Source organism: Streptomyces sp. NPDC006332, from assembly GCF_040612855.1.
Lineage (GTDB): Bacteria > Actinomycetota > Actinomycetes > Streptomycetales > Streptomycetaceae > Streptomyces.
Genome location: NZ_JBEXRA010000011.1, coordinates 30,305 through 55,871, shown reverse-complemented (window position 1 = coordinate 55,871; position 25,567 = coordinate 30,305). Strand labels below are relative to the sequence as shown.

Annotated in this window: 19 protein-coding genes; 15 read left to right on the top strand and 4 right to left on the bottom strand. The window is 72.3% G+C overall.

The window, feature by feature from the left end; genetic code table 11:
• Positions 1-155 precede the first annotated feature (155 nt).
• The 6 genes from dxr to ABZ027_RS12725 all read left to right on the top strand — a co-directional run bounded on the left by dxr (position 156) and on the right by ABZ027_RS12725 (position 7,936).
• Positions 156-1,517 carry a 1-deoxy-D-xylulose-5-phosphate reductoisomerase gene (dxr, locus tag ABZ027_RS12750; RefSeq protein WP_356767335.1) on the top strand — a complete coding sequence of 454 codons (1,362 nt, stop codon included), beginning with the start codon at positions 156-158 and terminating at the stop codon, positions 1,515-1,517.
• An 8-nt stretch (positions 1,518-1,525) separates the two neighbouring features.
• Positions 1,526-2,818: a site-2 protease family protein gene (locus ABZ027_RS12745; RefSeq protein ID WP_356767549.1), complete on the top strand. Its 1,293-nt coding sequence runs from the start codon at positions 1,526-1,528 to the stop codon at positions 2,816-2,818.
• 318 nt (positions 2,819-3,136) lie between these two features.
• Positions 3,137-4,294 (top strand): flavodoxin-dependent (E)-4-hydroxy-3-methylbut-2-enyl-diphosphate synthase, encoded by a 1,158-nt coding sequence (ispG, locus tag ABZ027_RS12740; protein ID WP_356767333.1) that lies wholly within the window; start codon positions 3,137-3,139, stop codon positions 4,292-4,294.
• 395 nt (positions 4,295-4,689) lie between these two features.
• Positions 4,690-5,538, top strand: a complete 849-nt coding sequence (locus tag ABZ027_RS12735; RefSeq protein WP_356767331.1) for a GNAT family N-acetyltransferase — start codon at positions 4,690-4,692, stop codon at positions 5,536-5,538.
• A 79-nt stretch (positions 5,539-5,617) separates the two neighbouring features.
• Entirely contained in the window at positions 5,618-6,148 is a 531-nt protein-coding gene (locus tag ABZ027_RS12730) for a GNAT family N-acetyltransferase (protein WP_356767329.1), read from the top strand.
• An 84-nt stretch (positions 6,149-6,232) separates the two neighbouring features.
• Complete coding sequence (locus tag ABZ027_RS12725; protein WP_356767327.1) at positions 6,233-7,936, top strand: proline--tRNA ligase; 1,704 nt, start codon at positions 6,233-6,235, stop codon at positions 7,934-7,936.
• Positions 7,937-8,157: 221 nt separating this feature from the next.
• On the opposite strand, the gene ABZ027_RS12720 is transcribed toward ABZ027_RS12725, so the two are convergent.
• The 3 genes from ABZ027_RS12720 to ABZ027_RS12710 all read right to left on the bottom strand — a co-directional run bounded on the left by ABZ027_RS12720 (position 8,158) and on the right by ABZ027_RS12710 (position 10,395).
• A complete protein-coding gene (locus tag ABZ027_RS12720; protein WP_356767325.1) occupies positions 8,158-9,054 on the bottom strand; it encodes an aminoglycoside phosphotransferase family protein in 897 nt (298 codons plus the stop codon).
• A 48-nt stretch (positions 9,055-9,102) separates the two neighbouring features.
• Positions 9,103-9,570 (bottom strand): ferritin-like domain-containing protein, encoded by a 468-nt coding sequence (locus tag ABZ027_RS12715; RefSeq protein ID WP_356767323.1) that lies wholly within the window; start codon positions 9,568-9,570, stop codon positions 9,103-9,105.
• Between the two features lie 270 nt (positions 9,571-9,840).
• Positions 9,841-10,395 (bottom strand): hypothetical protein, encoded by a 555-nt coding sequence (locus ABZ027_RS12710; protein WP_356767321.1) that lies wholly within the window; start codon positions 10,393-10,395, stop codon positions 9,841-9,843.
• A gap of 225 nt (positions 10,396-10,620) precedes the next feature.
• Between ABZ027_RS12710 and rimP the strand changes: the two genes are divergently transcribed.
• From rimP to ABZ027_RS12665, 9 genes are all read left to right on the top strand, one after another.
• On the top strand, positions 10,621-11,130 hold the full coding sequence (rimP, locus tag ABZ027_RS12705; RefSeq protein WP_356767319.1) for a ribosome maturation factor RimP: 510 nt from the start codon (positions 10,621-10,623) through the stop codon (positions 11,128-11,130).
• Positions 11,131-11,132: 2 nt separating this feature from the next.
• Complete coding sequence (gene nusA / locus ABZ027_RS12700; protein WP_356767317.1) at positions 11,133-12,119, top strand: transcription termination factor NusA; 987 nt, start codon at positions 11,133-11,135, stop codon at positions 12,117-12,119.
• Positions 12,120-12,221: 102 nt separating this feature from the next.
• Entirely contained in the window at positions 12,222-12,500 is a 279-nt protein-coding gene (locus ABZ027_RS12695) for a YlxR family protein (RefSeq protein WP_356767315.1), read from the top strand.
• A gap of 146 nt (positions 12,501-12,646) precedes the next feature.
• Positions 12,647-15,784: a translation initiation factor IF-2 gene (infB, locus tag ABZ027_RS12690; RefSeq protein ID WP_356767313.1), complete on the top strand. Its 3,138-nt coding sequence runs from the start codon at positions 12,647-12,649 to the stop codon at positions 15,782-15,784.
• A gap of 154 nt (positions 15,785-15,938) precedes the next feature.
• Entirely contained in the window at positions 15,939-16,232 is a 294-nt protein-coding gene (locus ABZ027_RS12685) for a DUF503 domain-containing protein (RefSeq protein ID WP_356767311.1), read from the top strand.
• Between the two features lie 58 nt (positions 16,233-16,290).
• Positions 16,291-16,737, top strand: a complete 447-nt coding sequence (rbfA, locus tag ABZ027_RS12680) for a 30S ribosome-binding factor RbfA (protein ID WP_356767309.1) — start codon at positions 16,291-16,293, stop codon at positions 16,735-16,737.
• On the top strand, positions 16,734-17,639 hold the full coding sequence (gene truB, locus ABZ027_RS12675; protein WP_356767307.1) for a tRNA pseudouridine(55) synthase TruB: 906 nt from the start codon (positions 16,734-16,736) through the stop codon (positions 17,637-17,639). The genes rbfA and truB overlap by 4 nt, the downstream gene beginning before the upstream one ends.
• 488 nt (positions 17,640-18,127) lie before the next feature.
• Positions 18,128-21,109 carry a trypsin-like peptidase domain-containing protein gene (locus ABZ027_RS12670; RefSeq protein ID WP_356767547.1) on the top strand — a complete coding sequence of 994 codons (2,982 nt, stop codon included), beginning with the start codon at positions 18,128-18,130 and terminating at the stop codon, positions 21,107-21,109.
• Positions 21,110-21,341: 232 nt separating this feature from the next.
• Positions 21,342-22,295: a bifunctional riboflavin kinase/FAD synthetase gene (locus tag ABZ027_RS12665; RefSeq protein WP_356767305.1), complete on the top strand. Its 954-nt coding sequence runs from the start codon at positions 21,342-21,344 to the stop codon at positions 22,293-22,295.
• Between the two features lie 124 nt (positions 22,296-22,419).
• On the opposite strand, the gene ABZ027_RS12660 is transcribed toward ABZ027_RS12665, so the two are convergent.
• A complete protein-coding gene (locus tag ABZ027_RS12660) occupies positions 22,420-25,560 on the bottom strand; it encodes an SCO5717 family growth-regulating ATPase (RefSeq protein WP_356767303.1) in 3,141 nt (1,046 codons plus the stop codon).
• Positions 25,561-25,567: the final 7 nt, after the last annotated feature.

Sequence of the window (25,567 nt, the reverse complement as noted above, 5' to 3'; positions counted from 1 at the left end):
TCTCGGCTGCGCTCGAGCGGGAGGGGCCCCCATGACGCCGCGCGGCCGCCCTTCGGGCGACGACGGGAATTGTCGGCCAGGACCTGGGCCCCCCGTGCGGGGGACGAGGGGGGCGCGCTGTCCTCACACACCGTCCTTACGGCAACAATGGGGGGATGAGCGACAGTCCAGCCCCCTCAGGGCACGGGTCGGAGACCCCGTCCACCCCGCGACGCCACGCACTCTCCCTCGCCGCACCGGGTCCCGACCCGAGCACGCCCGGTACGGGGCTCGCGACCCGAGCCCTGGCCGACCCGCACCGCGTCTACGACCCGGTCGTCGGCGACGGGCCCAAGGACGTGGTGATCCTCGGCTCCACCGGCTCGATCGGCACCCAGGCCATCGACCTCGTGCTGCGCAACCCGGACCGGTTCCGGGTCACCGGCCTGTCCGCCAACGGCGGCCGCGTCGCCCTCCTCGCCGAGCAGGCGCACCTGCTCAGGGCGAGCACCGTGGCGGTGGCCCGCGAGGACGTCGTACCGGCGCTGCGGGAGGCCCTGAGCGCCCGGTACGGCGCCGAGCCGCTCCCCGAGATCCTCGCCGGACCGGACGCGGCCACCCGGCTCGCAGCGTCCGACTGCCACACCGTCCTGAACGGCATCACCGGCTCCATCGGTCTGGCCCCGACCCTCGCCGCGCTCAAGGCGGGCCGCACGCTCGCGCTCGCCAACAAGGAGTCGCTCATCGTGGGCGGCCCGCTGGTCAAAGACCTCGCCGAACCGGGCCAGATCATCCCGGTCGACTCCGAGCACGCGGCGCTCTTCCAGGCGCTGGCCTCGGGCAACCGGGCCGACATACGCAAACTCGTCGTCACCGCGTCCGGCGGTCCCTTCCGGGGCCGTACCAAGGCACAGCTGGCGGACGTCACGGTCGAGGACGCCCTCGCCCACCCCACCTGGGCCATGGGCCCGGTGATCACGATCAACTCCGCGACCCTCGTCAACAAGGGCCTGGAGGTCATCGAGGCGCACCTCCTGTACGACATTCCCTTCGATCGGATTGAGGTGGTCGTGCACCCGCAGTCGTATGTCCACTCGATGGTTGAGTTCACCGACGGATCCACGATCGCCCAGGCGACGCCCCCCGACATGCGGGGGCCGATCGCCGTGGGCCTCGGCTGGCCCGAACGCGTGCCCGACGCGGCGCCCGCCTTCGACTGGAGCAAGGCGTCGACGTGGGAGTTCTTCCCGCTCGACAACGACGCCTTCCCGTCGGTGAACCTGGCGCGACACGTGGGGCAGCTCGCGGGCACCGCACCGGCGGTGTTCAATGCCGCCAACGAGGAGTGCGTGGAGGCCTTCCGGACCGGCGCGCTGCCGTTCGACGGGATCATCGACACCGTGACCCGGGTGGTGGACGAGCACGGCACCCCGGACAGGGGAACCTCGCTCACCGTCGCGGACGTCCTCGAAGCGGAGACCTGGGCGCGGACCCGGGCCCGGCAACTGGCGGCACAGACGGCGGAGGCCCGTGCATGACGACCCTGATGTTCATCCTCGGCATACTGATCTTCGCCGTCGGCCTGCTGGTGTCGATCGCGTGGCACGAGCTGGGGCACCTGTCCACCGCCAAGCTCTTCGGCATCCGCGTGCCGCAGTACATGGTCGGCTTCGGACCGACGATCTTCTCCCGTCAGAAGGGCGACACCGAGTACGGCATCAAGGCCATCCCGTTCGGCGGCTACATCCGCATGATCGGCATGTTCCCGCCGGGCCCGGACGGCCGCCTGGAGGCCCGGTCCACCTCGCCCTGGCGCGGCATGATCGAGGACGCCCGCTCGGCCGCGTTCGAAGAGCTCCGGCCCGGTGACGAGAACCGCCTCTTCTACACGCGCAAGCCCTGGAAACGGGTCATCGTGATGTTCGCGGGCCCCTTCATGAACCTGGTCCTGGCGGTGGCGCTGTTCCTGACCATCCTCATGGGCTTCGGCATCTCCCAGCAGACCAACACGGTCAGCTCGGTCTCCCAGTGCGTCATCGCGCAGAGCCAGAACCGCGACGAGTGCAAGAAGTCCGACCCGGCCTCCCCGGCCGCGGCAGCCGGCCTCAAGGCGGGCGACAAGATCGTCTCTTTCGCCGGCGTGAAGACCGACGACTGGAACCAGCTCTCCGACCTCATCCGCGCCAACCCCGACAAGGAGGTGGCGATCGTCGTCGACCGCAAGGGCGAGCAACTCACCCTGCACGCGAAGATCGCCTCCAACCAGGTCGCCAAGAAGGACTCCAGCGGCCAGTACGTCCAGGGCGAGTACGTCACCGCCGGCTTCCTCGGCTTCAGCGCCGCCACCGGCATCGTGAAGCAGGACTTCGGCGACTCCGTGACCTGGATGGGCGACCGGGTCGGCGACGCCGTCGACTCCCTCGCCGCGCTGCCCGGCAAGATCCCGGCCCTGTGGGACGCGGCCTTCGGTGACGGCCCGCGCGAACCGGACTCCCCGATGGGCGTGGTCGGCGCGGCCCGGGTGGGCGGCGAGATCTTCACCCTGGACATCCCGCCCACCCAGCAACTGGCGATGGCGTTGATGCTGGTCGCGGGCTTCAACCTGTCCCTCTTCCTCTTCAACATGCTTCCGCTGCTGCCGCTCGACGGCGGCCACATCGCGGGCGCCCTGTGGGAGGCCCTGCGCCGCAACGTGGCGAGGGTGCTGAAGCGGCCCGACCCCGGCCCGTTCGACGTGGCGAAGCTGATGCCGGTCGCCTATGTGGTGGCGGGTATCTTCATCTGCTTCACGCTGCTCGTCCTGGTCGCGGACGTCGTCAACCCCGTCAAGATCAGCTGACACACGGTCGCCGCCCTCCGGCGACGACCGCACGCAACGGCACCCTCCACTCGCACGATCCGTACGGGTAGGAGGGTGCCGTTCGGCTGTCGGCCACCACGGCGACCTCCGTGCCCGGGACGGGCCGGGCACCGTGAACAGCCAAGGAGCATGTCCCCCCGTGACGAGGGTCATGCCCGTGCGGCCGACAGGGGAGCCCAACGGGCGAACCGAGGGGACGCCGTGCGCCCCCGTTCACGCTCGTGCCGTAATCTCGAAGCTCGGAGCCCGCTGCTGACGGGACCGAACCTTGATCCACGACTTGGGGTTGCACAGCAGATGACTGCGATTTCTCTCGGCATGCCGTCCGTTCCGACCAAGCTCGCCGAGCGCCGCAAGAGCCGGCAGATCCAGGTCGGATCCGTGGCGGTCGGTGGCGACGCCCCGGTGTCCGTGCAGTCGATGACCACGACCCGTACGTCCGACATCGGCGCCACCCTCCAGCAGATCGCCGAGCTCACCGCCTCCGGCTGCCAGATCGTCCGGGTGGCCTGCCCCACCCAGGACGACGCCGACGCCCTCGCGACCATCGCGCGCAAGTCGCAGCTCCCGGTCATCGCGGACATCCACTTCCAGCCGAAGTACGTCTTCGCGGCCATCGAGGCCGGCTGCGCCGCGGTCCGGGTGAACCCCGGCAACATCAAGCAGTTCGACGACAAGGTCAAGGAGATCGCGCGGGCCGCGAAGGACCACGGCACCCCGATCCGCATCGGTGTGAACGCGGGCTCGCTGGACCAGCGCCTGCTCCAGAAGTACGGCAAGGCGACCCCCGAGGCCCTGGTCGAGTCGGCCCTGTGGGAGGCGTCCCTCTTCGAGGAGCACGACTTCCGGGACATCAAGATCTCCGTGAAGCACAACGACCCGGTCGTGATGATCGAGGCGTACCGCCAGCTCGCCGCGGCCTGCGACTACCCCCTGCACCTCGGTGTGACCGAGGCGGGCCCGGCGTTCCAGGGCACGATCAAGTCGGCGGTCGCCTTCGGCGCGCTGCTGAGCGAGGGCATCGGCGACACCATCCGCGTCTCCCTCTCCGCGCCCCCCGTGGAGGAGGTCAAGGTCGGCAACCAGATCCTGGAGTCGCTCAACCTCAAGCAGCGCGGACTGGAGATCGTCTCCTGCCCGTCCTGCGGCCGCGCCCAGGTCGACGTCTACAAGCTGGCCGAAGAGGTCACCGCGGGCCTGACCGGCATGGAGGTCCCGCTGCGCGTCGCCGTCATGGGCTGCGTCGTCAACGGCCCGGGCGAGGCCCGGGAGGCCGACCTCGGTGTCGCCTCCGGCAACGGGAAGGGCCAGATCTTCGTCAAGGGCGAGGTCATCAAGACCGTCCCCGAGTCGAAGATCGTGGAGACCCTCATCGAGGAGGCCATGAAGCTGGCCGAGCAGATGGAGGCGGACGGCGTGCTCTCGGGCGAGCCGTCGGTGTCGGTGGCGGGCTGACGGGGGCGGTCCAGGGCCGACCGAAGGGTTCGGTCTAGGACGAACCGAAGGTTTCGGTCTAGGACCGGCGGGTCCGGGCCAGGACCGGCAGGTAGGCGAGACCGGCGGGTTCGGGCGACGGCCGGCGGGTTCGGTCAAGGACCGTGTGACCCTGCAAGCACCGGTCCGGGCACCCCCAGCCCGTCCGGCGTTCGAGGACGAGGCCCGTTCCGGCCCGAAGCGGGGGACCCGCGGGCGCCGACCCCCGGGACGGGTCGGCAGCCCGGTGCCAAGACGGCCGAGACGGCGGCAGCCGGTTACGTTACGGACAAGAGGGCGGAAACACAGGGCGGCGCGGCTCAGCTTCCGCAGGTACAGTGCGGGGACCAGCAGACCCGAGTGTGAGGCCCCCGCCCGTGTTGACCCAGACGACCTCCCGGGTCCTCGAACCGAGCGACCTGGACGCCGCGCTCGCCGTCCTCGACCGCGAGCCGGTCGCCAACGCCTTCGTGACATCCCGGATCCAGGTGGCGGGCCTCGACCCGTGGCGGCTCGGCGGCGAGATGTGGGGCTGGTACGAGGACGGCATGCTGACGTCCCTGTGCTACGCGGGCGCCAACCTGGTCCCGATCTGCGCCACCCCGAGGGCCGTCCGGGCCTTCGCCGACCGGGCCCGCCGGGCCGGCCGCCGCTGCTCCTCCATCGTCGGCCCCGCCGAACCCACCGCCCAGCTCTGGCGGTTGCTCGAACCCAGCTGGGGCCCGGCCCGCGAGGTCCGCCGTCAGCAGCCCCTCATGGTCACCGACCGACTGCCGGCCGACACCGCCCCGGATCCCTACGTCCGTCGCATCCGCAAGGACGAGATGGAAACGATCATGCCGGCCTGTGTGGCGATGTTCACCGAGGAGGTCGGGGTCTCCCCGATGGCCGGTGACGGAGGGCTGCTGTACCAGGCCCGCGTCGCCGAACTCGTCGGCGCCGGCCGCTCGTTCGCCCGCCTCGACCAGCACGGCAAGGTCGCGTTCAAGGCGGAGATCGGCGCCGCGACCGACCGCGCCTGCCAGATCCAGGGCGTCTGGGTGGCCCCGGAGTACCGGGGCAGGGGCCTCGCCGCTCCCGGCATGGCGGCGGTACTCCGCTTCGCCCTGGCCGATGTGGCCCCCGTCGTCAGCCTCTACGTGAACGACTTCAACACGGCGGCGAGGCGCACCTATCGCAGGGTGGGCTTCCAGGAAGTCGGCGCGTTCATGAGCGTGTTGTTCTAGGCGGACGTCCGCGGGGCGCGCACAGCCAGTGATCACCCGCACCGGACAGGACGCCCTCGCGCCCCTGTACGCTCCCCGCATGGACCTCGTCATCGGCCCCCTGGACCTCTCCGCCCACGTGGACGAGGCCCTGGCAGTCCAAGCGATCGCCTTCGGACTCGGTCCCGACGAGGTCGCCGTACGCCGTCAGATCGTCCTGCGTCACATGACCCACCCCGGAGCGAGGGCCCTCGGCGCGAGTGCCGGAGGCAACCTCGTGGGGTTCGTCTACGGCATGCCCAACAACCGCACCCACTGGTGGTCCACCGTGGTGGAGCCGTATCTCCGGGCGCGCCACTGCGACGACTGGCTCGACGACTCCTTCGTGATCACCGAGCTGCACGTCCACCCGCGCTACCAGAACCGCGGCATCGGCCGGTCGCTGATCACCACGATCACCGACGGCGCCGCCGAGCCCCGCTCGATCCTCTCCGCGATCGACACCGACAGCCCGGCCCGCGGCCTCTACCACTCCCTCGGCTACCAGGACCTCGCCCGCCAGGTCCTGTTCCCCAGCGCCCCGAAGCCGTACGCGGTGATGGGGGCACCGCTGCCGCTGCGCAGGCGGTAGCGCGGGGGCCAATCGATTTCCGACGGGACGGACCCCCCGGCTAACCTCCTGGCATCACCCTTAATCAGCAGGAGTACGAGAGCCATGGCGAAAGCACCGGTCCAGCGCATGTCCCAGTTGATGGCGAAGACGCTGCGCGACGACCCGGCGGACGCCGAGGTCCTCAGTCACAAACTGCTCGTCCGGGCCGGCTACGTCCGCCGTACCGCCGCCGGTCTGTGGAGCTGGCTGCCGCTCGGCAAGAAGGTCCTCGCCAACGTGGAGCGGATCGTCCGTGAGGAGATGGACGCGATCGGCGCCCAGGAGGTGCTGCTCCCCGCGCTGCTGCCGCGCGAGCCCTACGAGGCGACCGGCCGCTGGGCGGAGTACGGCCCCGAACTCTTCCGCCTCCAGGACCGCAAGGGCGGTGACTACCTCCTCGGTCCGACCCACGAGGAGATCTTCACGCTGCTGGTGAAGGACCAGGCCTCCTCCTACAAGGACCTGCCGGTCATCCTCTACCAGATCCAGCACAAGTACCGTGACGAGGCCCGCCCGCGGGCCGGCATCCTGCGCGGCCGTGAGTTCCTGATGAAGGACTCCTACTCCTTCGACACCGAGGACGAGGGCCTCGCCCAGTCCTACGCGCTGCACCGCCAGGCGTACCAGAAGGTGTTCGCGCGTCTCGGCCTCGACTACCGCATCTGCGCCGCCACCGCGGGCGCCATGGGCGGCTCGAAGTCGGAGGAGTTCCTGGCCCCGGCGGGCGCCGGCGAGGACACCTTCGCCGACTGCCCGAACTGCGACTTCGCGGCCAACACCGAGGCGATCACCTACGAGCTGACGACGGCGGACGCCGACGGCGTGGCCGCGCTAGAAGAGATCCCGACCCCCGACACCCCCACCATCGAGACCCTCGCCGCGCACCTCGGCGTCCCGGCCTCCGCGACCCTCAAGAACCTCCTCGTGAAGGTCGACGGCGAGATCGTCGCCGTCGGCGTGCCCGGTGACCGCGAGGTCGACCTGGACAAGGTGGAGGCGCACTTCGCGCCGGCCGCGGTCGAGCTGGTCACCGCCGAGGACTTCGTGGGCCGCCCGGAGCTGGTCCGCGGCTACGTCGGCCCGCAGGGCCTGGAGAAGGTCAGGTACATCGCCGACCCGAGGGTGGCGCCGGGCACCTCCTGGATCACGGGCGCCAACAAGGAGCACACGCACGCGAGGAACGTCGTCGCGGGCCGTGACTTCGAGGTCGACGCCTACGTCGACGTGGTGGTCGTCCAGGAGGGCGACCCGTGCCCGAAGTGCGGCACCGGCCTCAAGCTGGACCGCGCCATCGAGATCGGCCACATCTTCCAGCTGGGCCGCAAGTACGCCGACGCCCTCAAGCTCGACGTCCTCGGTCAGCACGGCAAGCCGGTCCGGGTGACCATGGGCTCCTACGGCATCGGCGTCTCCCGGGCGGTCGCCGCCCTCGCCGAGCAGACCGCCGACGACAAGGGCCTGTGCTGGCCCGCCGAGGTCGCCCCGGCCGATGTGCACGTCGTCGCCGCGGGCAAGGCCCTCCAGACCGAACTCGCCCTCGACGTCTCCGACAAGCTGGCGGCGGCCGGTCTGCGCGTCCTGGTGGACGACCGGGCCGGTGTCTCCCCGGGCGTGAAGTTCACCGACTCGGAGCTGATGGGCGTACCGCGGATCCTGGTGGCCGGACGACGTGCCGCCGAGGGCGTGCTGGAGCTGAAGGACCGCCGCTCCGGTGAGCGCGAGGAGCTGACGGTGGACGAGGCGATCGAGCGCCTCACGACCGCCTGAAACCCCTCGTGAGGGCCCACGTCTGACTGACCGTCCGCTACGGCGCGCCGTGGGTTCCACTCCGGTGGAACCCCGGCCCGCGTCGCTGTGGCGTGGAGTCACGGCTTAGCTCGGTCTGACGGCCCGCCACAGTTCCGCTACGCGGCGGGGCACTCCACTGCGCTGCCGCCGGGGCAAGACCGCCCCGTGCCGCCCCGAACCCGTCAGAGCGGTCAGCACACCTAGAGCCACACGGCAAGCTCCAACAACATCTCCGCGTCCTTCTGCCGCCCCACCCGGCGGGCCCGCACCCCGGACTCCACCGCCCTGAACAGCGTCCAGCCCCGCAGCCGGTCCTGATCCACGTCCAGGGACTCCGCGAGTCGCTTCACCCGCCGCCGGGTCGTCGCCGCACCCGACGGTGAGGCGATCAGGTCCTCCACCCGGTCCCGCACCAGCCGCGCCAGATCGAAGGCGCACTCGCCGACCACCGGGTCGGGCCCCACGGCCAGCCACGGCATCCGCTCCCCGGCGAGCACCTTGCTCTGCCTGAACGTCCCGTGCAGCAACCGCCGCTCGGGCGGCGCGGCCAGCAGGTCCGCACGGACGGAGAGCGCCGCGTCCACCAGTTCAGCCACCTCCGCGTCGGCCACGGCGCTCGCCCGCATCGCCTCGGCCTGCCGCCCGGTCCGCTCGGCCACCGTCTCGAAGGCATGGTCCCCGGGCTCCACCCACAGCCGCCGCAGGGCGCCCGCCGCCTCCAGCAGCGCCTTCGCCTCCGGCAGCGAGCGCACCGACACATCCGGACGCAGCCGCTCCAGGAGCAGCACACCCTCCGCCGTATCGGGTTCGAGCAGCTGTACGGCACCCCGACCGGCCCACCGGGCGAGCGCGGCCCGCTCGCTCTCCGGACGTGCCCGGGGCGGGGCCAGCTTCAGCACCGCCGGCGTACCGTCCGCCCGCCGCACCAGCACCACCAGACTGCTGCGCCCGCCGGGCACCTGCACCCGCTCCACGGTCGCCTCGCCCAGCGCGACGGCCTCCCGGGCCGCCTCGGGCAGCTTCTCCAACCAGCCGTCACCGTCCGGTGCCGTCTCACCGAGCGCCCTCACCAGACGCGGCGGTGGTTCGAAAGCCATACGCGAGCCGTTCCCTTCCCGCACGATTCGAGCCGTACGCGTGACGCGTTACGCAGTGGGCGTCGCCGACGCCGAAGCGGACCGGGCCCGCTCGGCGAGCCCAGGGAAGGCTACGCTCTCGCCGCGCCAGCGCACCGCCCGCACCGCCGCCTCGCGCAGCGCCCCGGCCGCCGCACCCCGCCGCTCACCCGTCGCCGCCCGCACCAGATCGGAGTACACCCCGGCCACCCTGTCCTCCAGCTCGGCCGCCAGCCGCACCGCCGAGGCGGGGTCCGGCACCGGGAAGGGCAGCGCGTACCCCGGCGCCGCGGACACCGGCGTACCGCCCAGGTCCCGCACCTGACGGACCAACGCGTCCCGCCGGGCGCGGTGCGCGTCGTAGGCGGCCTGCGCCTCGGTACGCCGCTCCTTCGGGACCCGGCCGCCGACGACCCCGTACCCGTACACCGCCGCGTGCTCGGCGGCCAGCGCCGCCTGCAGGGCCTTCAGCTCCCGTTCCCTCTCCCGCTTCGTCACCGGATTCCTCCGAGCAGGTCCGGAAGCGGTGTTTCGCCTCCGGGGCGAAACACCGTCCACCTGAGCGGGTCAGCTGCATGCCGTGCGTTGCGAGAACCAAGCGCGTACACCGTGCTGATCGAGAGCCAAGACAGCACATGCACCTCCAAGCTTTGCCGTATCAATCCGGGCTGGTTTCAACCCGGCTGGTGTTGATCGTGGAAGACCTGTTGGGTCGCTGACCCGCAGGCATCGTGAGCCAGGAATCCCCCTGCTCAGCTGGGGGAGGATTCAATTCGTGCCCTCCGTCAGCAGGTACGCGTGCGCCGCCCCGGCCGCCGCGACCGAGGCCAGCAGCCGTGCCAGCTCGCCCGGCACGTCGAGCAGCGCCTTCGCACGCCGGTCGGCGACGGCCCGCTCGGCCGCGGCCAGCTCCGCGAGGGCGTCCCGCTCGGTCCCCGGTACGGCGGGAGACGGGGAAGCGGAGGCCGGCAGCGAGGGCGAGGCCTCGGACGGCTTCGCGGGAGCCCCCTGGGCGGCGACCTCGGGCGCCCTGCCCCCGAACGCCTCCGTGTGCCCCGCGACCGCCGCCCGCAACGGCACCAGCCGGTCCGCCAGCGCGGGATACACGGCGAGGACGGCGTCGTACCGCTCGGCCAGGCCCTGGCTGTCCCGGGCGGCTCGAGCGCGTGCCCGCGCCGCGACCGACGGACTGCCGCCCGTCGTCCCCCCGGACCCGTCGGAACCGGCGGAGCAGCCCGCCGACAGGGCGGCCCCGGCGGCCGAGACGAACAGCGCTCTTCTGCGCGGCCCCGAGGGGGTGCGCGGCGGTGGGGAAAACGGCACGGCAGACGTCCTCGGGAGCTCGTACGAACACACGGGCGGGAAGGGCGGCCCCGCAGGTGATCACGGTACCCGCGTACCGGCCCGCCACCGCTCACCGGCGCCGCCGGAGCCCGCGCCAAGGGCCCCGGGGGCACGGTGGACGGCAACACACCCTGGGACCGGATACCCTTTGACCAGACACGCGACGTTCCCCACAACAGCACACGCGGCCGAGGAGTCACCCGGATGAGCACCACCCAGAGCGAGAGGCTGCGAGAACTTCTGGAGCCGCTCGTCGGCTCCCAGGGCCTCGATCTCGAGGAGATCGCGGTGGACTCGGTCGGACGCAAGCGTGTGCTGCGCGTCGTCGTCGACTCCGACACCGGTGCGGACCTGGACCGGATCGCCGATGTGAGCCGCGCGCTCTCGGCGAAGCTCGACGAGACGGACGCGATGGGGGAGGGCGAGTACACCCTCGAAGTCGGCACCCCCGGCGCGGAGCGCCTCCTCAAGGAGCACCGGCACTACGTACGCGCCGTCGACCGGCTGGTGAAGTTCCAGCTGCACGAGGGCGACGAGCTGGTCGCGCGGATCCTCCAGGTCGACGACGAGGGTCTCGACGTGGAAGTGCCCGGCGTCAAGGGCCGCAAGGCCACCACCCGCACACTCGCCTTCGCGGACATCGACAAGGCCCGCGTGCAGGTGGAGTTCAACCGCAAGGACAAGAAGGACATGACGGAAGAAGAGGAGGCGTAGCCGTGGACATCGACATGAGCGCCCTGCGGGGCTTGGTTCGGGAGAAGGAGATCTCCTTCGACCTGCTGGTCGAGGCGATCGAGTCGGCCCTCCTCATCGCCTACCACCGCACCGAGGGAAGCCGCCGTCACGCGCGCGTGGAGCTCAACCGGGAGACCGGGCATGTGACCGTGTGGGCGAAGGAGGACCCGGACGACCTCGAAGAGGGCCAGGAGGCCCGCGAGTTCGACGACACCCCGTCCGGCTTCGGCCGTATCGCCGCCACCACCGCCAAGCAGATCATCCTGCAGCGGCTGCGCGACGCCGAGGACGACGCGACGCTTGGCGAGTACGCGGGCCGCGAGGGCGACATCGTCACCGGCGTGGTCCAGCAGGGCCGCGACCCGAAGAACGTGCTGGTGGACATCGGCAAGCTGGAGGCCATCCTGCCGGTGCAGGAGCAGGTTCCGGGCGAGACGTACCAGCACGGCATGCGCCTTCGGTCGTACGTCGTACGGGTGGCGAAGGGAGTGCGCGGTCCGTCCGTGACCCTCTCCCGTACGCACCCCAATCTGGTGAAGAAGCTCTTCGCCCTCGAGGTGCCGGAGATCGCCGACGGTTCCGTCGAGATCGCCGCCATCGCCCGCGAGGCCGGACACCGCACGAAGATCGCCGTCCGGTCCACCCGTTCGGGTCTGAACGCCAAGGGCGCCTGCATCGGCCCCATGGGCGGACGCGTGCGCAATGTCATGGGCGAGCTCAACGGTGAGAAGATCGACATCGTCGACTGGTCGGACGACCCGGCCGAGATGGTGGCGAACGCGCTGTCCCCGGCCCGCGTCTCCAAGGTCGAGGTCGTGGACATGGCGGCCCGGTCGGCGCGGGTGACCGTGCCGGACTACCAGCTGTCGCTGGCGATCGGCAAGGAAGGGCAGAACGCCCGGCTCGCGGCCCGGCTCACCGGCTGGCGGATCGACATCCGCCCGGACACCGAGCAGCCCGGGGAATAGATCCAAGCCGCAGGTCGCTCAGATCACGACAGTTTGGTGTGCGGCAACTGTTCGATGCTTGCCCCACAGGGGTGAGGTCGTTGCGGGGAGGTAGACTTAAGAGTGTCTGGCCGGACGCGAGCCCGCGCATGCCCTGAGCGCACCTGTGTGGGGTGCCGGGAGCGAGCGGCCAAGAAGGACTTGCTGCGGACCGTGGCGATCGAGGGCGAATGTGTCCCCGATGATCGCGGTACGCTGCCCGGCCGGGGTGCGTATCTGCACCCCGCCCTGGTCTGTCTCGATCTGGCGATACGCCGTCGGGCGTTCCCAAGGGCGCTGCGCGCCCCGGGACCGCTCGACACCCAGGCGTTGCGCCGCTACGTCGAGCAGGCAACACCGTAAGAAGTGTCGCGCGGAACCCCGTGCGGCCCTGGTACCCCGCGAGTTGGAAGTAGGTCGAGATTGCGATGAGCACTCGATGAGCACGCGATGAGTACGCCCATGAAGTAGCGACGGTCCGGACGCAACCCGGACCTAAAAGGAGCGAAGTGGCTAAGGTCCGGGTATACGAACTCGCCAAGGAGTTCGGGGTGGAGAGCAAGGTCGTCATGGCCAAGCTCCAAGAACTCGGTGAATTTGTCCGTTCGGCGTCCTCGACGATCGAGGCGCCCGTTGTACGCAAGCTGACCGATGCCCTCCAGCAGGGCAACGGAGGCGGCAAGCCCGCCGCACGCAAGGCTGCCCCGGCCAAGCCGGGCGCCCCCTCTCCCGCGCAGGGAGCCCGTCCGGCTCCCCCGCGCCCGGCGGCCCCCAAGCCGGCCGCCGCCGAGAAGCCCGCGGCTCCCGCCGCGCCGGCCACTCCCGGCCCCCGTCCCACTCCGGGCCCGAAGCCCGCGCCGCGGCCCGCCCCGGCGTCCCCGGCTCCGACCACGCCCGAGTTCACGGCACCGCCGGCGGCTCCCGCCGCACCGGCTGCCTCCTCGGGCACCGGCACCGGCTCCGGCCCCCGTCCGGGCGCTCCGCGTCCGGCCGGCCAGGGTCAGGGCGGCCAGGGCCCGCGTCAGGGTGCCCGTCCGTCCGGCCCCGGCCAGGGCGGCCAGGGCCGTGGTGACCGCGGTGACCGCGGCGACCGTCCCGGTGGTCAGCGTCCCGGTGGTCAGGCGCCGCGTCCCGGTGCTCGTCCGGCCGGTCCGCGTCCCGGCAACAACCCGTTCACCTCTGGTGGCTCCACCGGCATGGCGCGCCCGCAGGCGCCCCGTCCGGGCGGTGCCCCGCGTCCCGGCGGCCAGTCAGGCCCCGGCGGCGCTCCGCGTCCGCAGGGCTCCGGCCAGGGCGGTCCCCGTCCCCAGGGCGCGTCGGGCGGTCCCCGTCCGCAGGCTCCGGGCGGCGCCCGTCCCACCCCGGGCGGCATGCCCCGCCCGCAGGGCGGCGGTCCGCGTCCCGGCGGCGGCCCCGGCGGCGCCCGTCCGAACCCCGGCATGATGCCGCAGCGTCCCGCTGCCGGCCCCCGTCCCGGTGGCGGCGGCCCCGGCGGTCGTGGTCCCGGCGGTGGCGGTCGTCCCGGTGGCGGCGGTCGTCCGGGCGGCGGCGGCTTCGCCGGTCGTCCGGCCGGTCCCGGTGGCGGTGGCGGCTTCGCCGGTCGTCCCGGTGGTCCCGGTGGCGGTGGCGGCGGTTTCGCCGGTCGTCCCGGTGGTCCCGGTGGCGGCGGCGGTCGTCCCGGCTTCGGTGGTCGTCCCGGTGGTCCGGGCGGTCGTGGTGGCACGCAGGGCGCCTTCGGTCGTCCCGGCGGTCCCGCGCGTCGCGGTCGCAAGTCGAAGCGGCAGAGGCGCCAGGAGTACGAGGCCATGCAGGCCCCGTCGGTCGGCGGCGTGATGCTGCCTCGCGGCAACGGACAGTCCGTCCGCCTGTCGCGCGGTGCGTCCCTCACCGACTTCGCGGAGAAGATCAACGCCAACCCGGCGTCGCTCGTCGCCGTGATGATGAACCTCGGTGAGATGGTCACCGCCACGCAGTCCGTCTCCGACGAGACGCTGAAGCTCCTCGCGGATGAGATGAACTACATCCTCGAGATCGTCAGCCCGGAGGAGGAGGACCGCGAGCTGCTCGAGTCCTTCGACATCGAGTTCGGCGAGGACGAGGGCGGCGAGGAATTCCTCATGCCGCGTCCGCCGGTCGTGACCGTCATGGGTCACGTCGACCACGGTAAGACCCGCCTCCTCGACACCATCCGCAAGACGAACGTCGTCGCGGGCGAGGCCGGCGGTATCACGCAGCACATCGGTGCGTACCAGGTCGCGACCCAGGTCAACGACGAAGAGCGCAGGATCACCTTCATCGACACCCCGGGTCACGAGGCGTTCACCGCCATGCGTGCCCGTGGTGCGAAGTCGACCGACATCGCGATCCTGGTCGTCGCGGCCAACGACGGCGTCATGCCGCAGACGGTCGAGGCGCTCAACCACGCGAAGGCGGCCGACGTCCCGATCGTCGTCGCGGTCAACAAGATCGACGTCGAGGGCGCCGACCCGACCAAGGTGCGCGGTCAGCTGACCGAGTACGGGCTGGTGGCCGAGGAGTACGGCGGCGACACCATGTTCGTCGACATCTCCGCCAAGCAGGGCCTCAACATCGAGAGCCTGCTGGAGGCCGTGGTCCTCACCGCGGACGCCTCGCTCGACCTGCGGGCCAACCCGGAGCAGGACGCGCAGGGCATCGCGATCGAGTCCCACCTCGACCGTGGCCGTGGTGCCGTCTCGACGGTCCTGGTCCAGCGCGGCACGCTGCGCATCGGCGACACCATGGTGGTCGGCGACGCGTACGGCCGTGTCCGGGCGATGCTCGACGACAACGGCAACAACGTCGAGGAAGCGGGTCCGTCGACGCCCGTCCTGGTTCTCGGTCTCACCAACGTTCCGGGCGCCGGCGACAACTTCCTGGTTGTCGACGAGGACCGCACGGCGCGTCAGATCGCCGAGAAGCGTGCCGCTCGTGAGCGCAACGCCAACTTCGCCCGCCGGGGTGTCCGGTTCTCCCTGGAGAACCTGGACGAGGCCCTCAAGGCCGGTCTGGTGCAGGAACTCAACCTCATCATCAAGGGCGACGCGTCCGGTTCGGTGGAGGCTCTCGAGTCCTCGCTGCTCCAGCTCGACGTCGGCGAAGAGGTCGACATCCGCGTCCTGCACCGCGGCGTGGGTGCGGTCACCGAGTCGGACATCGACCTGGCGACCGGCTCCGACGCCATCGTCATCGGCTTCAACGTCCGCGCTGCGGGCCGCGCGGCGCAGATGGCGGACCGCGAGGGCGTCGACGTCCGGTACTACTCGGTGATCTACCAGGCCATCGAGGAGATCGAGGCGGCCCTCAAGGGCATGCTCAAGCCGGAGTACGAGGAGGTCGAGCTCGGCACGGCGGAGATCCGCGAGGTCTTCAAGTCGTCCAAGCTGGGCAACATCGCCGGTGTCCTGGTCCGCTCGGGCGAGGTCAAGCGCAACACCAAGGCGCGCCTGGTCCGCGACGGCAAGGTCATCGCGGAGAACCTCACCATCTCCGGGCTGCGCCGCTTCAAGGACGACGTCACCGAGATCCGCGAAGGCTTCGAGGGCGGTATCAACCTCGGAAACTTCAACGACATCAAGATCGACGACGTCATCGCGACGTACGAGATGCGGGAGAAGCCGCGCGCGTAAGCGCTCGGACTTCCGGGACGGTCCGGTCCGGGGCCGGTCGACGGATATTATTTCCGTCGATCGGCCCCGGCCGTTCGTTGTACGGTTCTGATGTCCCTGCCCCATGGATGGCGGGGCCATCGATCCCGGACCGGCGGGTGAACCGGTTACACACATGTATGTGGGGACTCTGTCCTTCGACCTTCTCCTCGGCGACGTACGGTCGTTGAAGGAGAAGCGCTCCGTGGTCCGCCCGATCGTCGCCGAGCTCCAGCGGAAGTACGCGGTGAGCGCGGCCGAGGTGGAACACATGGACCTTCATCGCCGGGCGATCATCGGCCTGGCCATGGTGTCCGGCGACACGGGGCACATCACCGACGTTCTGGACCGGTGTGAGCGGCTGGTCGCCGGACACCCCGAGGTGGAGCTGCTGTCGGTGAGACGGCGCCTGCACGGCGACGACGACTAGATGCCCTTCGGGCGACCAGATTCTATGAACGTGGAACAGGAAGAACGGGAGACGACCAGTGGCCGACAACGCGCGGGCTAAGAGGCTGGCGGACCTCATCCGAGAGGTGGTGGCCCAGAAGCTGCTGCGCGGGATCAAGGACCCGCGGCTCGGCTCGAACGTCACCATCACGGACACCCGGGTAACGGGTGACCTGCGGGAGGCGACCGTCTTCTACACGGTGTACGGGGACGACGAGGAGCGTGCGGCCGCGGCCGCCGGACTGGAGAGCGCCAAGGGCGTGCTCCGTTCCGCGGTCGGCGCGGCGGCGGGCGTGAAGTTCACGCCGACGCTGACCTTCGTCGCGGACGCGCTGCCCGACACCGCCAAGACCATCGACGACCTCCTCGACAAGGCCCGCCAGTCCGACGAGAAGGTGCGCGAGGTCTCCGCCGGCGCCCACTACGCCGGTGACGCGGACCCGTACAAGAAGCCGGGTGAAGACGAGGACGACAGCACCGAATGACCCAGAAGAACCAGACGCCCGACGGCCTTGTCATCGTCGACAAGCCGCCGGGCTTCACTTCGCACGACGTCGTCGCCAAGATGCGCGGGATCGCCAGGACCCGGCGCGTCGGGCATGCCGGCACGCTCGACCCGATGGCGACCGGAGTGCTCGTGCTCGGCGTCGAGAAGGCGACCAAGCTCCTCGGGCATCTCGCGCTCACCGAGAAGGAGTACCTGGGCACGATCCGCCTGGGTCAGACCACCCTCACCGACGACGCCGAGGGCGAGATCACGAGGTCGGTCGACGCCTCGAAGGTCACCCGCGACGCCGTCGACGCGGGGATCGCCAAGCTGAGCGGCGACATCATGCAGGTGCCGTCGAAGGTCAGCGCCATCAAGATCGACGGCGTCCGCTCCTACAAGCGGGCGCGTGAGGGCGAGGAGTTCGACATCCCCGCCCGGCCGGTCACCGTCTCGTCCTTCGCGGTGTACGACCTCCGGGACGCCGTCGCCGAGGACGGCACCCCGGTCCTCGACCTGGTGGTGTCGGTGGTCTGCTCGTCCGGCACGTACATCCGGGCGCTCGCCCGCGATCTCGGCGCCGATCTCGGCGTCGGCGGTCACCTCACGGCGCTGCGCCGGACCCGCGTGGGTCCGTACAAGCTCGACTCCGCCCGGACCCTCGACCAACTCCAGCAGGAGCTCACGGTGATGCCGGTCGCCGACGCCGCTGCGGCCGCGTTCCCGCGCTGGGACGTGGACGCCCGACGGGCCCGGCTGCTGACGAACGGCGTGCGGCTCGACATGCCCGACGAGTACGAGGGCCGGGGCGCCGTGGCCGTCTTCGACCCCGAGGGCGTCTTCCTCGCCCTCGTCGAGGAGCAGAAGGGCAGGGCCAAGAGCCTGGCCGTCTTCGGCTGACGGACGCACGAGGTGTCCTTCGCCCGTGGAGCGGCGATCACGGGGTCGTCACTGACGCCGCTCCACGGGTCCCCCTCGGTTCCCCCACCCCTAGGGTGTCCAGCCACCCCCGCCCATTCACCCGTCCGGGCAGGCGCTCGGAGTGAAGCGGGGGAGCGGGAGGGGGCGCGTTCGTCCCGGGACCTGTCCGGCTGATCATCTCGCGCCTACCGTCGAAACAGGCACGTGCGTGCGTACGGAGGACACGCACACGCGTACGGCGGGGAGGTTCGACCATGGCGGGACGGAGCGTGCGGGGCGAGGACGCCGACGACACCGCGCGCCTGCCCCCGGCCGACGACATCGCGCGGCCGCCCGGGACCGACCACATCGCGTGCCCGTCCCGGGCCGACGACCTCGCATGGCCGCCCTGGACCGAGGACCCCGAGCGGCCTTCCCGAGCGGCGGACCCCTCCCGCTACCCGCGCGGCCGGTGCGACGAGGCTCTCGTGCGCATCCACGACCTCGCCGGGCGCCCCCGCGGCACCGGCTTCCTGGCCGACCACCACGGCACGGTCGTCACCAGCCACGAGACCGTCGACGGCCTGCCCCGACTCGCGCTGTACGCCACCGAGGACCGTGGGTGCGTGGTGGCCGCCGACGCGGTGACCCCGTTGCCCGAGCTGGGCCTGGCTCTCGTACGCACCGAGGGTCTCGGCGTGGCCCCGCTCCCGGTGACCGTGCGGGACCGGGTCGACAGCGGCGCGTATGTGCGGCTCCCGGCCGGGTGCTGGCGCGAGGCGCGGGTTCTGGGAGTGGCCGACGCGACGTACGCGGCCACGGACGGCTCGCATCTCCTCGACGGCGTACTGGAGTTGGCGATCGGCACGGCAGGGCGGGACGCGTTGCGGCCCGGCGGCGGGGCGGCCGGTGGCCCGGTGCTCGACGCCGGGACCGGCGCGGTGATCGGTGTCCTCGGCACCGCCCTGCGCAGCGGCCACCGGGACGCCGCCTTCGCGGTCCCGCTGCGCCCGGCCCCCGAAGGCCCCCTCGCCGCCCTGCTCACCGAGAACGCCGCCACCGTCCCCGCCTACGGCGCCGACCTCAACCTCGCGGGCGTACTCGAACTGACGGTCACCTCCGTGGCGCAGGACGGACCGCCGCAGGTGGCGGAGGTCGTCGAACGGGCCGCCACGGCCGCGGAGTTCGCCGCCTTCGACCAGGGGCCGACCGCCGTCCTCGGTCTCGTCGGGGATCCAGGGAGCGGGCGTACGACACAACTCGCGGCGCTGGCCGACCGACGCCACCAGGGTGCGCGGCCGGCCCCCACACTGTGGCTGCGCGGGGCGGATCTGGAGGACGGGGACCTCTCGGTCGAGGACGCCGTGAGCCGGGCGCTGACCCGGGCCGCCCGGATCGTCGCGGCGTCACGGTCCGCCCTCGCCGACGACCTCGGTGACCTCACCCCGGACCGTCTCGCCCGCCTCTCGCACACCGCGGGCCGTCCCCTCCTGCTCATGCTCGACGGCCCCGAGGAAATGCCGCGGGCCCTGGCCCAGCGCCTTCCCGAGTGGACCGCGGGGACGGCGGCATGGCTGCGGGACACGGGCGCACGGCTGGTGGTGGCGTGCCGGGCGGAGTTCTGGGAGGAAGCGGGGCTGGGATTCCCGGCGGGGACGCTGTACGACCCCAGGGACCGCACCGGGCGGGGAGGCGGCCGCGAGGCCGGTGATGCCGCTGAGGCTGTTGATGCCGGCGAGGCAGGTGAGACCGTGCTGCGGTTCCTCCCTCCCCATGTGCGCCTGGGAGACCTGCGCGAGGACGAGGCCCGCCGGGCACGCGCGCGCTACCGCATCCCCGACGACGCCCTCGCCGACCCCGACGCCCGTCACCCCCTCACCCTCCGGCTCCTCTCCGAGGTCCACGCGGCCCTTGCCGACGCACCCCAGGGGCAGGCCCACTCCCACACCCGCGTCGACAGAGACGAGGTGTTCTCGGCGTACCTCGACCTGATGTGCCTGCGCGTCGCCCTCCGGCTGGCCGGCGGACAGGGACTGCGCGGCGCCGCCGTGCGCCGGCTCGCCGCCAAGGTCGCGGGACAGGTGCACGAGGCCGCCCGCCGGTCCCTCGGCTCCGGCCGGGGCGAACTGGACCGGGAGTCCTTCGAGGAGGTGTTCCCGTGGGGCCAGGCCCCCGCGCGGCTCGGCGGCGGCACCGGCTGGGCGTCCGCCGTCCTCACCGAGGGCCTCCTCGTCCCCGCCGGCACCGGCTACCGCTTCGCCCACGAGGAACTCGCCGACTGGCTCCAGGGCACGCACCTCGACCTGGACCAGGCCCTGCGCGCTCTGATCCACCCCAACCCCGCCCCGCCCGGCAGCGCGCCCACAGTGCCCGTACCGCACCACCGCATCGGCCCCGTCGTCCAGGCCCTGCTGCTCCTCGCCCGCCAGCACGGAACGCCCCAACTCTCCCGCCGCCTGGAGGAGTTGACCGACGCCCTCGACACCGACCCCTGCCCCTGGTGGGCCGCCCGCCTCCTCACCGAGGTCCTGCGGCGCGTCCCGGACGCCACCCCGTACACGCCCCTCCTGCGCCTGCTCACCGACCGGATCGTGCGCCGACGGCAACAGGAACCGCCGCTGCCGCCGCCCGCGGAACTCGGCCCCGACTTCTGGACCGCCCTGCCGCTCCCGCCGGGCACCCGGCTCGACCTCCTGCGCCGCCTCGTCCTGGCCGACGGCCCTCCGCACCAGGCCGGACCACGGTTCCTCGACGCCGTCGCCGGACTGCTCACCGCGGACCCCACCGCCGTACAGGCGCACCTCATCGACTGGTTCGACGACGAACGGCCACTGCCCGCCACCCCGCACGCGACCGTCGCACAGGCGGCGCAGGCCCTGCTGCACACCCACCGGCACCGCGCGCTCGACGACCTCACGGAGCTGCTGGTGACCTGCGCGCACCAGCGGGCGGAGGAACTGCTCGACGTACTGGCGCAGGACGAGCCGTCCGCGATCTGCCGAGCCGTCGACCGGTGGGCCCGCGACGAGCGGCCCGCACGCCGGGGCGCGGCGGTGGCGTACGGGCTGCGGGCCGCCCCGCACGTACGCACCGAGGCGGACCGCGCACTGCTGCGCCGCGCCGCCCTCGCCCTGCTCGACCACCCAGACGACCGCACCGTGGACGGCGGTGCGCTAGCCCTGCTGGTCCACGATCCACGCACCCGCGCCCGCCATCTCCCGCAGGCGCTCGGACACTTCGTGGCCGGCGACCCGCGGCTCCCGCCGAGCGCCCTCGTTCCCGCCCTCGCGACCCACCCCGAGCCGGTCCTGGACGCCTTCCGTGCGCGGCTGCGCCGCCCGGACGCCGGGGAGGCAAGGCGCACCCTCGCCGACGTCACCACGCCCGCCCTGGCCCCACGGGTCGCCGCCCTGCTGCGGGAGGAGGCGACCCGGCGACGCCCGGAGACCGCCGTGCGGCTGGTGGTGTGACCGGAAGGCGCACCGGCACGCGCTTCCCGCGCTGACTGCGGCTGCCTCCCGCGACGACGCCCGCGTCGGCTGGTGTGGGGGGTGCCGTGTAGCCGGCGTGCGTGCGCTGGGTCACAGCCCCCATGCCGGTGCCGATGCCGGGCAAGGGCACGCGGCATGGCACCCTTAGACCTGCGTAAGAGGCGGAGCGACGGACACAGGTTCGGCGAGGATGCGACGAGGAGCGGTCACAGTGCAGCGCTGGCGTGGCTTGGAGGACATCCCCCAGGACTGGGGGCGCAGCGTCGTCACCATCGGGTCCTACGACGGAGTTCACCGCGGACACCAGCTGATCATCCGGCATGCCGTGGAACGCGCCCGCGAGCTGGGCGTTCCCGCCGTCGTCGTCACCTTCGACCCGCACCCCAGCGAAGTGGTCCGCCCCGGCACCCACCCGCCGTTGCTGGCCCCGCACCACCGCCGCGCCGAACTCATGGCCGACCTCGGCGTGGACGCCCTTCTGATCCTCCCGTTCACGACGGAGTTCTCGAAACTCTCGCCCGCCGAGTTCGTCGTCAAGGTCCTGGTCGACAAGCTGCGCGCGAAGGCGGTCGTCGAGGGCCCGAACTTCCGCTTCGGCCACAAGGCCGCGGGGAACGTCGAGTTCCTCGCCGGGCAGGGCAAGATCTACGACTTCGAGGTCGAGATCGTCGACCTGTACGTACGCGGCGAGGCGGGCGGCGGCGAGCCGTTCTCCTCGACCCTGACCCGGCGCCTGGTCGCCGAGGGCGACGTCGAGGGCGCCGCGGAGATCCTGGGCCGCCCGCACCGGGTGGAGGGCGTGGTCGTCCGAGGCGCCCAGCGTGGCCGCGAACTCGGTTTCCCGACCGCGAACGTCGAGACCCTCCCGCACACCGCGATCCCCGCCGACGGCGTCTACGCGGGCTGGCTGCACGTGAACGGCGAGGCCATGCCGGCGGCGATCTCCGTCGGCACGAACCCGCAGTTCGACGGCACCGAGCGCACGGTGGAGGCGTACGCCATCGACCGCGTGGGCCTCGACCTGTACGGGCTGCACGTCGCCGTCGACTTCCTGGCCTTCGTGCGCGGGCAGGCCAAGTTCGACACGCTGGACGCGCTGCTGGAGCAGATGGCCGAGGACGTCAAGCGCTGCCGGGACCTGGTGGCGGGGGCGGCGACCGAGTAGCAGGCCTTCGCCGCTCTCTGCGTCTGCCTCGGTCTCCGTCTCTATCTCTGTTTCTTTTTCTTCATGACATCGAAGGGCGGCCGGTGCGTCGGGCACCGGCCGCCCTTCGCTCATGTCGTGCGGCCTACTGCTGTGGCGGCGGGGGAGGGGGCGGGGTCTGTCCGTCCGGCTGCGGGTGGCCGGGGTACGGCTGACCGGGCTGTCCCTGCTGCGGCGGGTAGGGCTGCGGACCGGACTGCGGGTACGGACCCGGCTGGCCGGGCTGCCCCGGGTGGGCGGGCGGCTGTCCCGGGTGACCTGGCTGGCCCGGCTGAGGGTAGGGCTGGCCGGGCGCGAACTGTCCCGGTCCCGGCTGGCCCGGTTGCCCCGGCTGGCCGGGGTACGGCTGCTGCGGGTACGGACCCGGCTGACCGGGGGCCTGCTGCCCCTGAATGGGCCCCGTATACAGCTCCTGTCCCGGGCCCTGGTGCCCCGGCATCGGCGGCGCGGCCACCGGCGGCGGATTGCCATCGCTCGTCCACAGGCCATGCGCCTGCTGATGCCGTACCAGGTCCTCGGCGACCATCGCGGCGAGGTTGAAGTACGCCTCCCGCACCTTCGGCCGCATCATGTCCAGGTCGACCTCGGCACCGGCCGCGAGGTGCTCGTCGAACGGCACCACGACCACACCCCGGCACCGCGTCTCGAAGTGCGCCACGATGTCCTCGACCTTGATCATCTTGCCGGTCTCACGGACACCGGAGATGACGGTGAGGGAGCGGGAGACCAGGTCGGCGTACCCGTGCGCGGAGAGCCAGTCCAGCGTCGTACTCGCACTGCTCGCACCGTCCACGGACGGCGTCGAGATGATGATCAACTGGTCGGCGAGGTCCAGCACACCGCGCATGGCGCTGTACAGCAGACCGGTGCCGGAGTCGGTCAGGATGACCGGGTACTGCTTGCCCAGCACGTCGATCGCGCGCCGGTAGTCCTCGTCGTTGAACGTGGTCGACACGGCGGGGTCGACGTCGTTGGCGATGATCTCCAGGCCGGAGGGCGACTGGGAGGTGAACCGCCGGATGTCCATGTACGAGTTGAGGTACGGGATCGCCTGGACGAGGTCACGGATGGTTGCCCCGGTCTCCCGGCGCACGCGGCGGCCGAGCGTACCGGCGTCCGGGTTGGCGTCGATCGCGAGGATCTTGTCCTGCCGCTCGGTCGCCAGGGTGGAGCCCAGGGCGGTGGTGGTCGTGGTCTTGCCGACGCCGCCCTTGAGGCTGATCACGGCGATCCGGTAGCAGGACAGCACCGGGGTGCGGATCAGGTCCAACTTCCGCTGCCGCTCGGCCTCTTCCTTCTTTCCGCCCAGCTTGAACCGGCCGCCGGCGGCAGCCGGACGGCTGCTCTTCGCCTTCTGCCGCTTGCTGTTGAGCAGTCGGTCCGAGGACAGCTCCACCGCCGCGGTGTAACCGAGCGGCGCGGCACCGGAATGCGTCGCCTGCCGCTGGTCGTGCTGCATCGGCTGCGGCCAGGCGGCACCGGTACGGGGGTCGACCGGCGGGTGGGGCTGCTGGCCCTGGGGGCCGGGCTGGGGCTGAGGCTGCTGACCCGGCTGCGGCTGGCCCGGCTGGCCCTGCTGCGCGGGCGGCGGGGGGAAGCCGTATCCGCCTGCCTGGGCAGGGGAGTCGGGCGAGTTCGGCGCGGGCGGGGCCGGAGGCTGGGGGAAGCCGTACCCCGACTGCTGCGGACCGGTCTGCGGTTGCGCGGGGGGTGGCGGGAAGCCGTAGCCGCCCTGCGGGTTCGGCGCCGGGGCAGGGGGCTGCGGGGGGAAGCCGTAGCCGCCCTGCGGGGGAGCCGGAGGGGTGGGCTGGGGCGCAGCGGGCGCCGGGGCGTTGTCGCTGCCGGGCTGCGGGAAGCCGTAGCCGGGTGGTGCCTGCGGGGCGGGCTGTGCCGGGGCGCTCCAGGAGGCCGGCGCGGGCTGCGGGGCCTGCGGCTGGAACGGCTGCTGCTGGAGCTGCTGTTGCGGGGGCTGCTGCTGTGGAGGCGGCGGGGGGAAGCCGTATCCGCCGGGCTGAGCCTGGGCCGGATCCGGCTGTGGGACGGACGGAGCCTGCGGCTGGGGCTGTGCGGGCCACTGCGCCGCCGGGGCCGGTGCCGCGGGCTGGTAGGACGGCGGCAGCGGCGGGACGCCGCTCTGCGGTGCCGGCGGGGGAGTCCAGGCGGCCGGGGCGTCCGGCGCGGGAGCGGCGAGTCCTACGGGCTGCGCGGAGCTCTGACCGGCGCTGTCGGGACCGGCGGGCGTCTCGGCGCCGTGGGCGCCGTCGTCGTCCGGGGCACCCTCCGGTGCGGAGTTGTCCGGTGCGGTGTTGTCCGGTGCGAGGGAGTCCGGCGTCCCGGCGGGTGAGCCGGACGGGGCGGGCGTACCCGATGTGGCGGATGCGCCGGAGGTGCCGGGCGTGCCGCCGGAGGGCTGGGCGCTCTGGGTTTCCTGATCGGTGCCCTCGGTCTCCTCCGGTGTGCCCGTCGGGTCCGTGAGGGAGGGCGCGCCCCCGTCACCGCTCCCCTGCGGGCCCTCGGCGGTGGGCTCCTCGGCGGCAGCCGTGAGGTCACCCGCGGGAGCCGCCGTACCGTCCGCACCGCCCTCTCCGGTGACCCGCTCGGAACCGGCCTCGGTGTCACCGGCGCCGTTCTGCGGCGCGGCCTCGCCGTCCGCCGCGAGGGGCATGGGAGCGCCGGTCGAGAACGCGACCGGCGTCCCCGTACCGGACCCGGGCTCGTCGGCAGCGGAGTGCGCGCCCGCGGAGTACCCCCCGGCCTGGACGTCGGTCCCGGCCGCGGGCGTGGCGGTGCCGTCGCCGGACGGGGCGTCGGTGTTCGCCGCCGCGTTGCGCTCCGCGATCTCACGCTTCAGCGAGGAGGACGAGATCCGCATCGTCGCGCCGCTGACGAGGTCGCCGTCCTCGGCTTCCTCCTCGGGTGCCACGGGTGCGGGTGACGGCGTGGGCGTCCAGGCGGGCTGGAAAGCGCCGCCGTGCGGCAGGTCGGGTACGGCCACGGGAGGCCCGACCGGCGGCGGAGGCACGGCGGGACCGGGCGCCGGGGCCGGTGGGGGAGTCGGAGCCTGGGGAGCCGTGTTCGACGCGCCCGAGGCGTTCTGCGTGTACCAGGCCGGCGGGGCGTAGTCGATGGTGAACTCGCCCGTCATCTCGATGGCGGACTCCGCGTCGGTCTGGTCGTCGTCGGGTGTGTCCCAGCCCCCGCGGATCCCGTCCCGATCGCTGTTCACAGTTCCT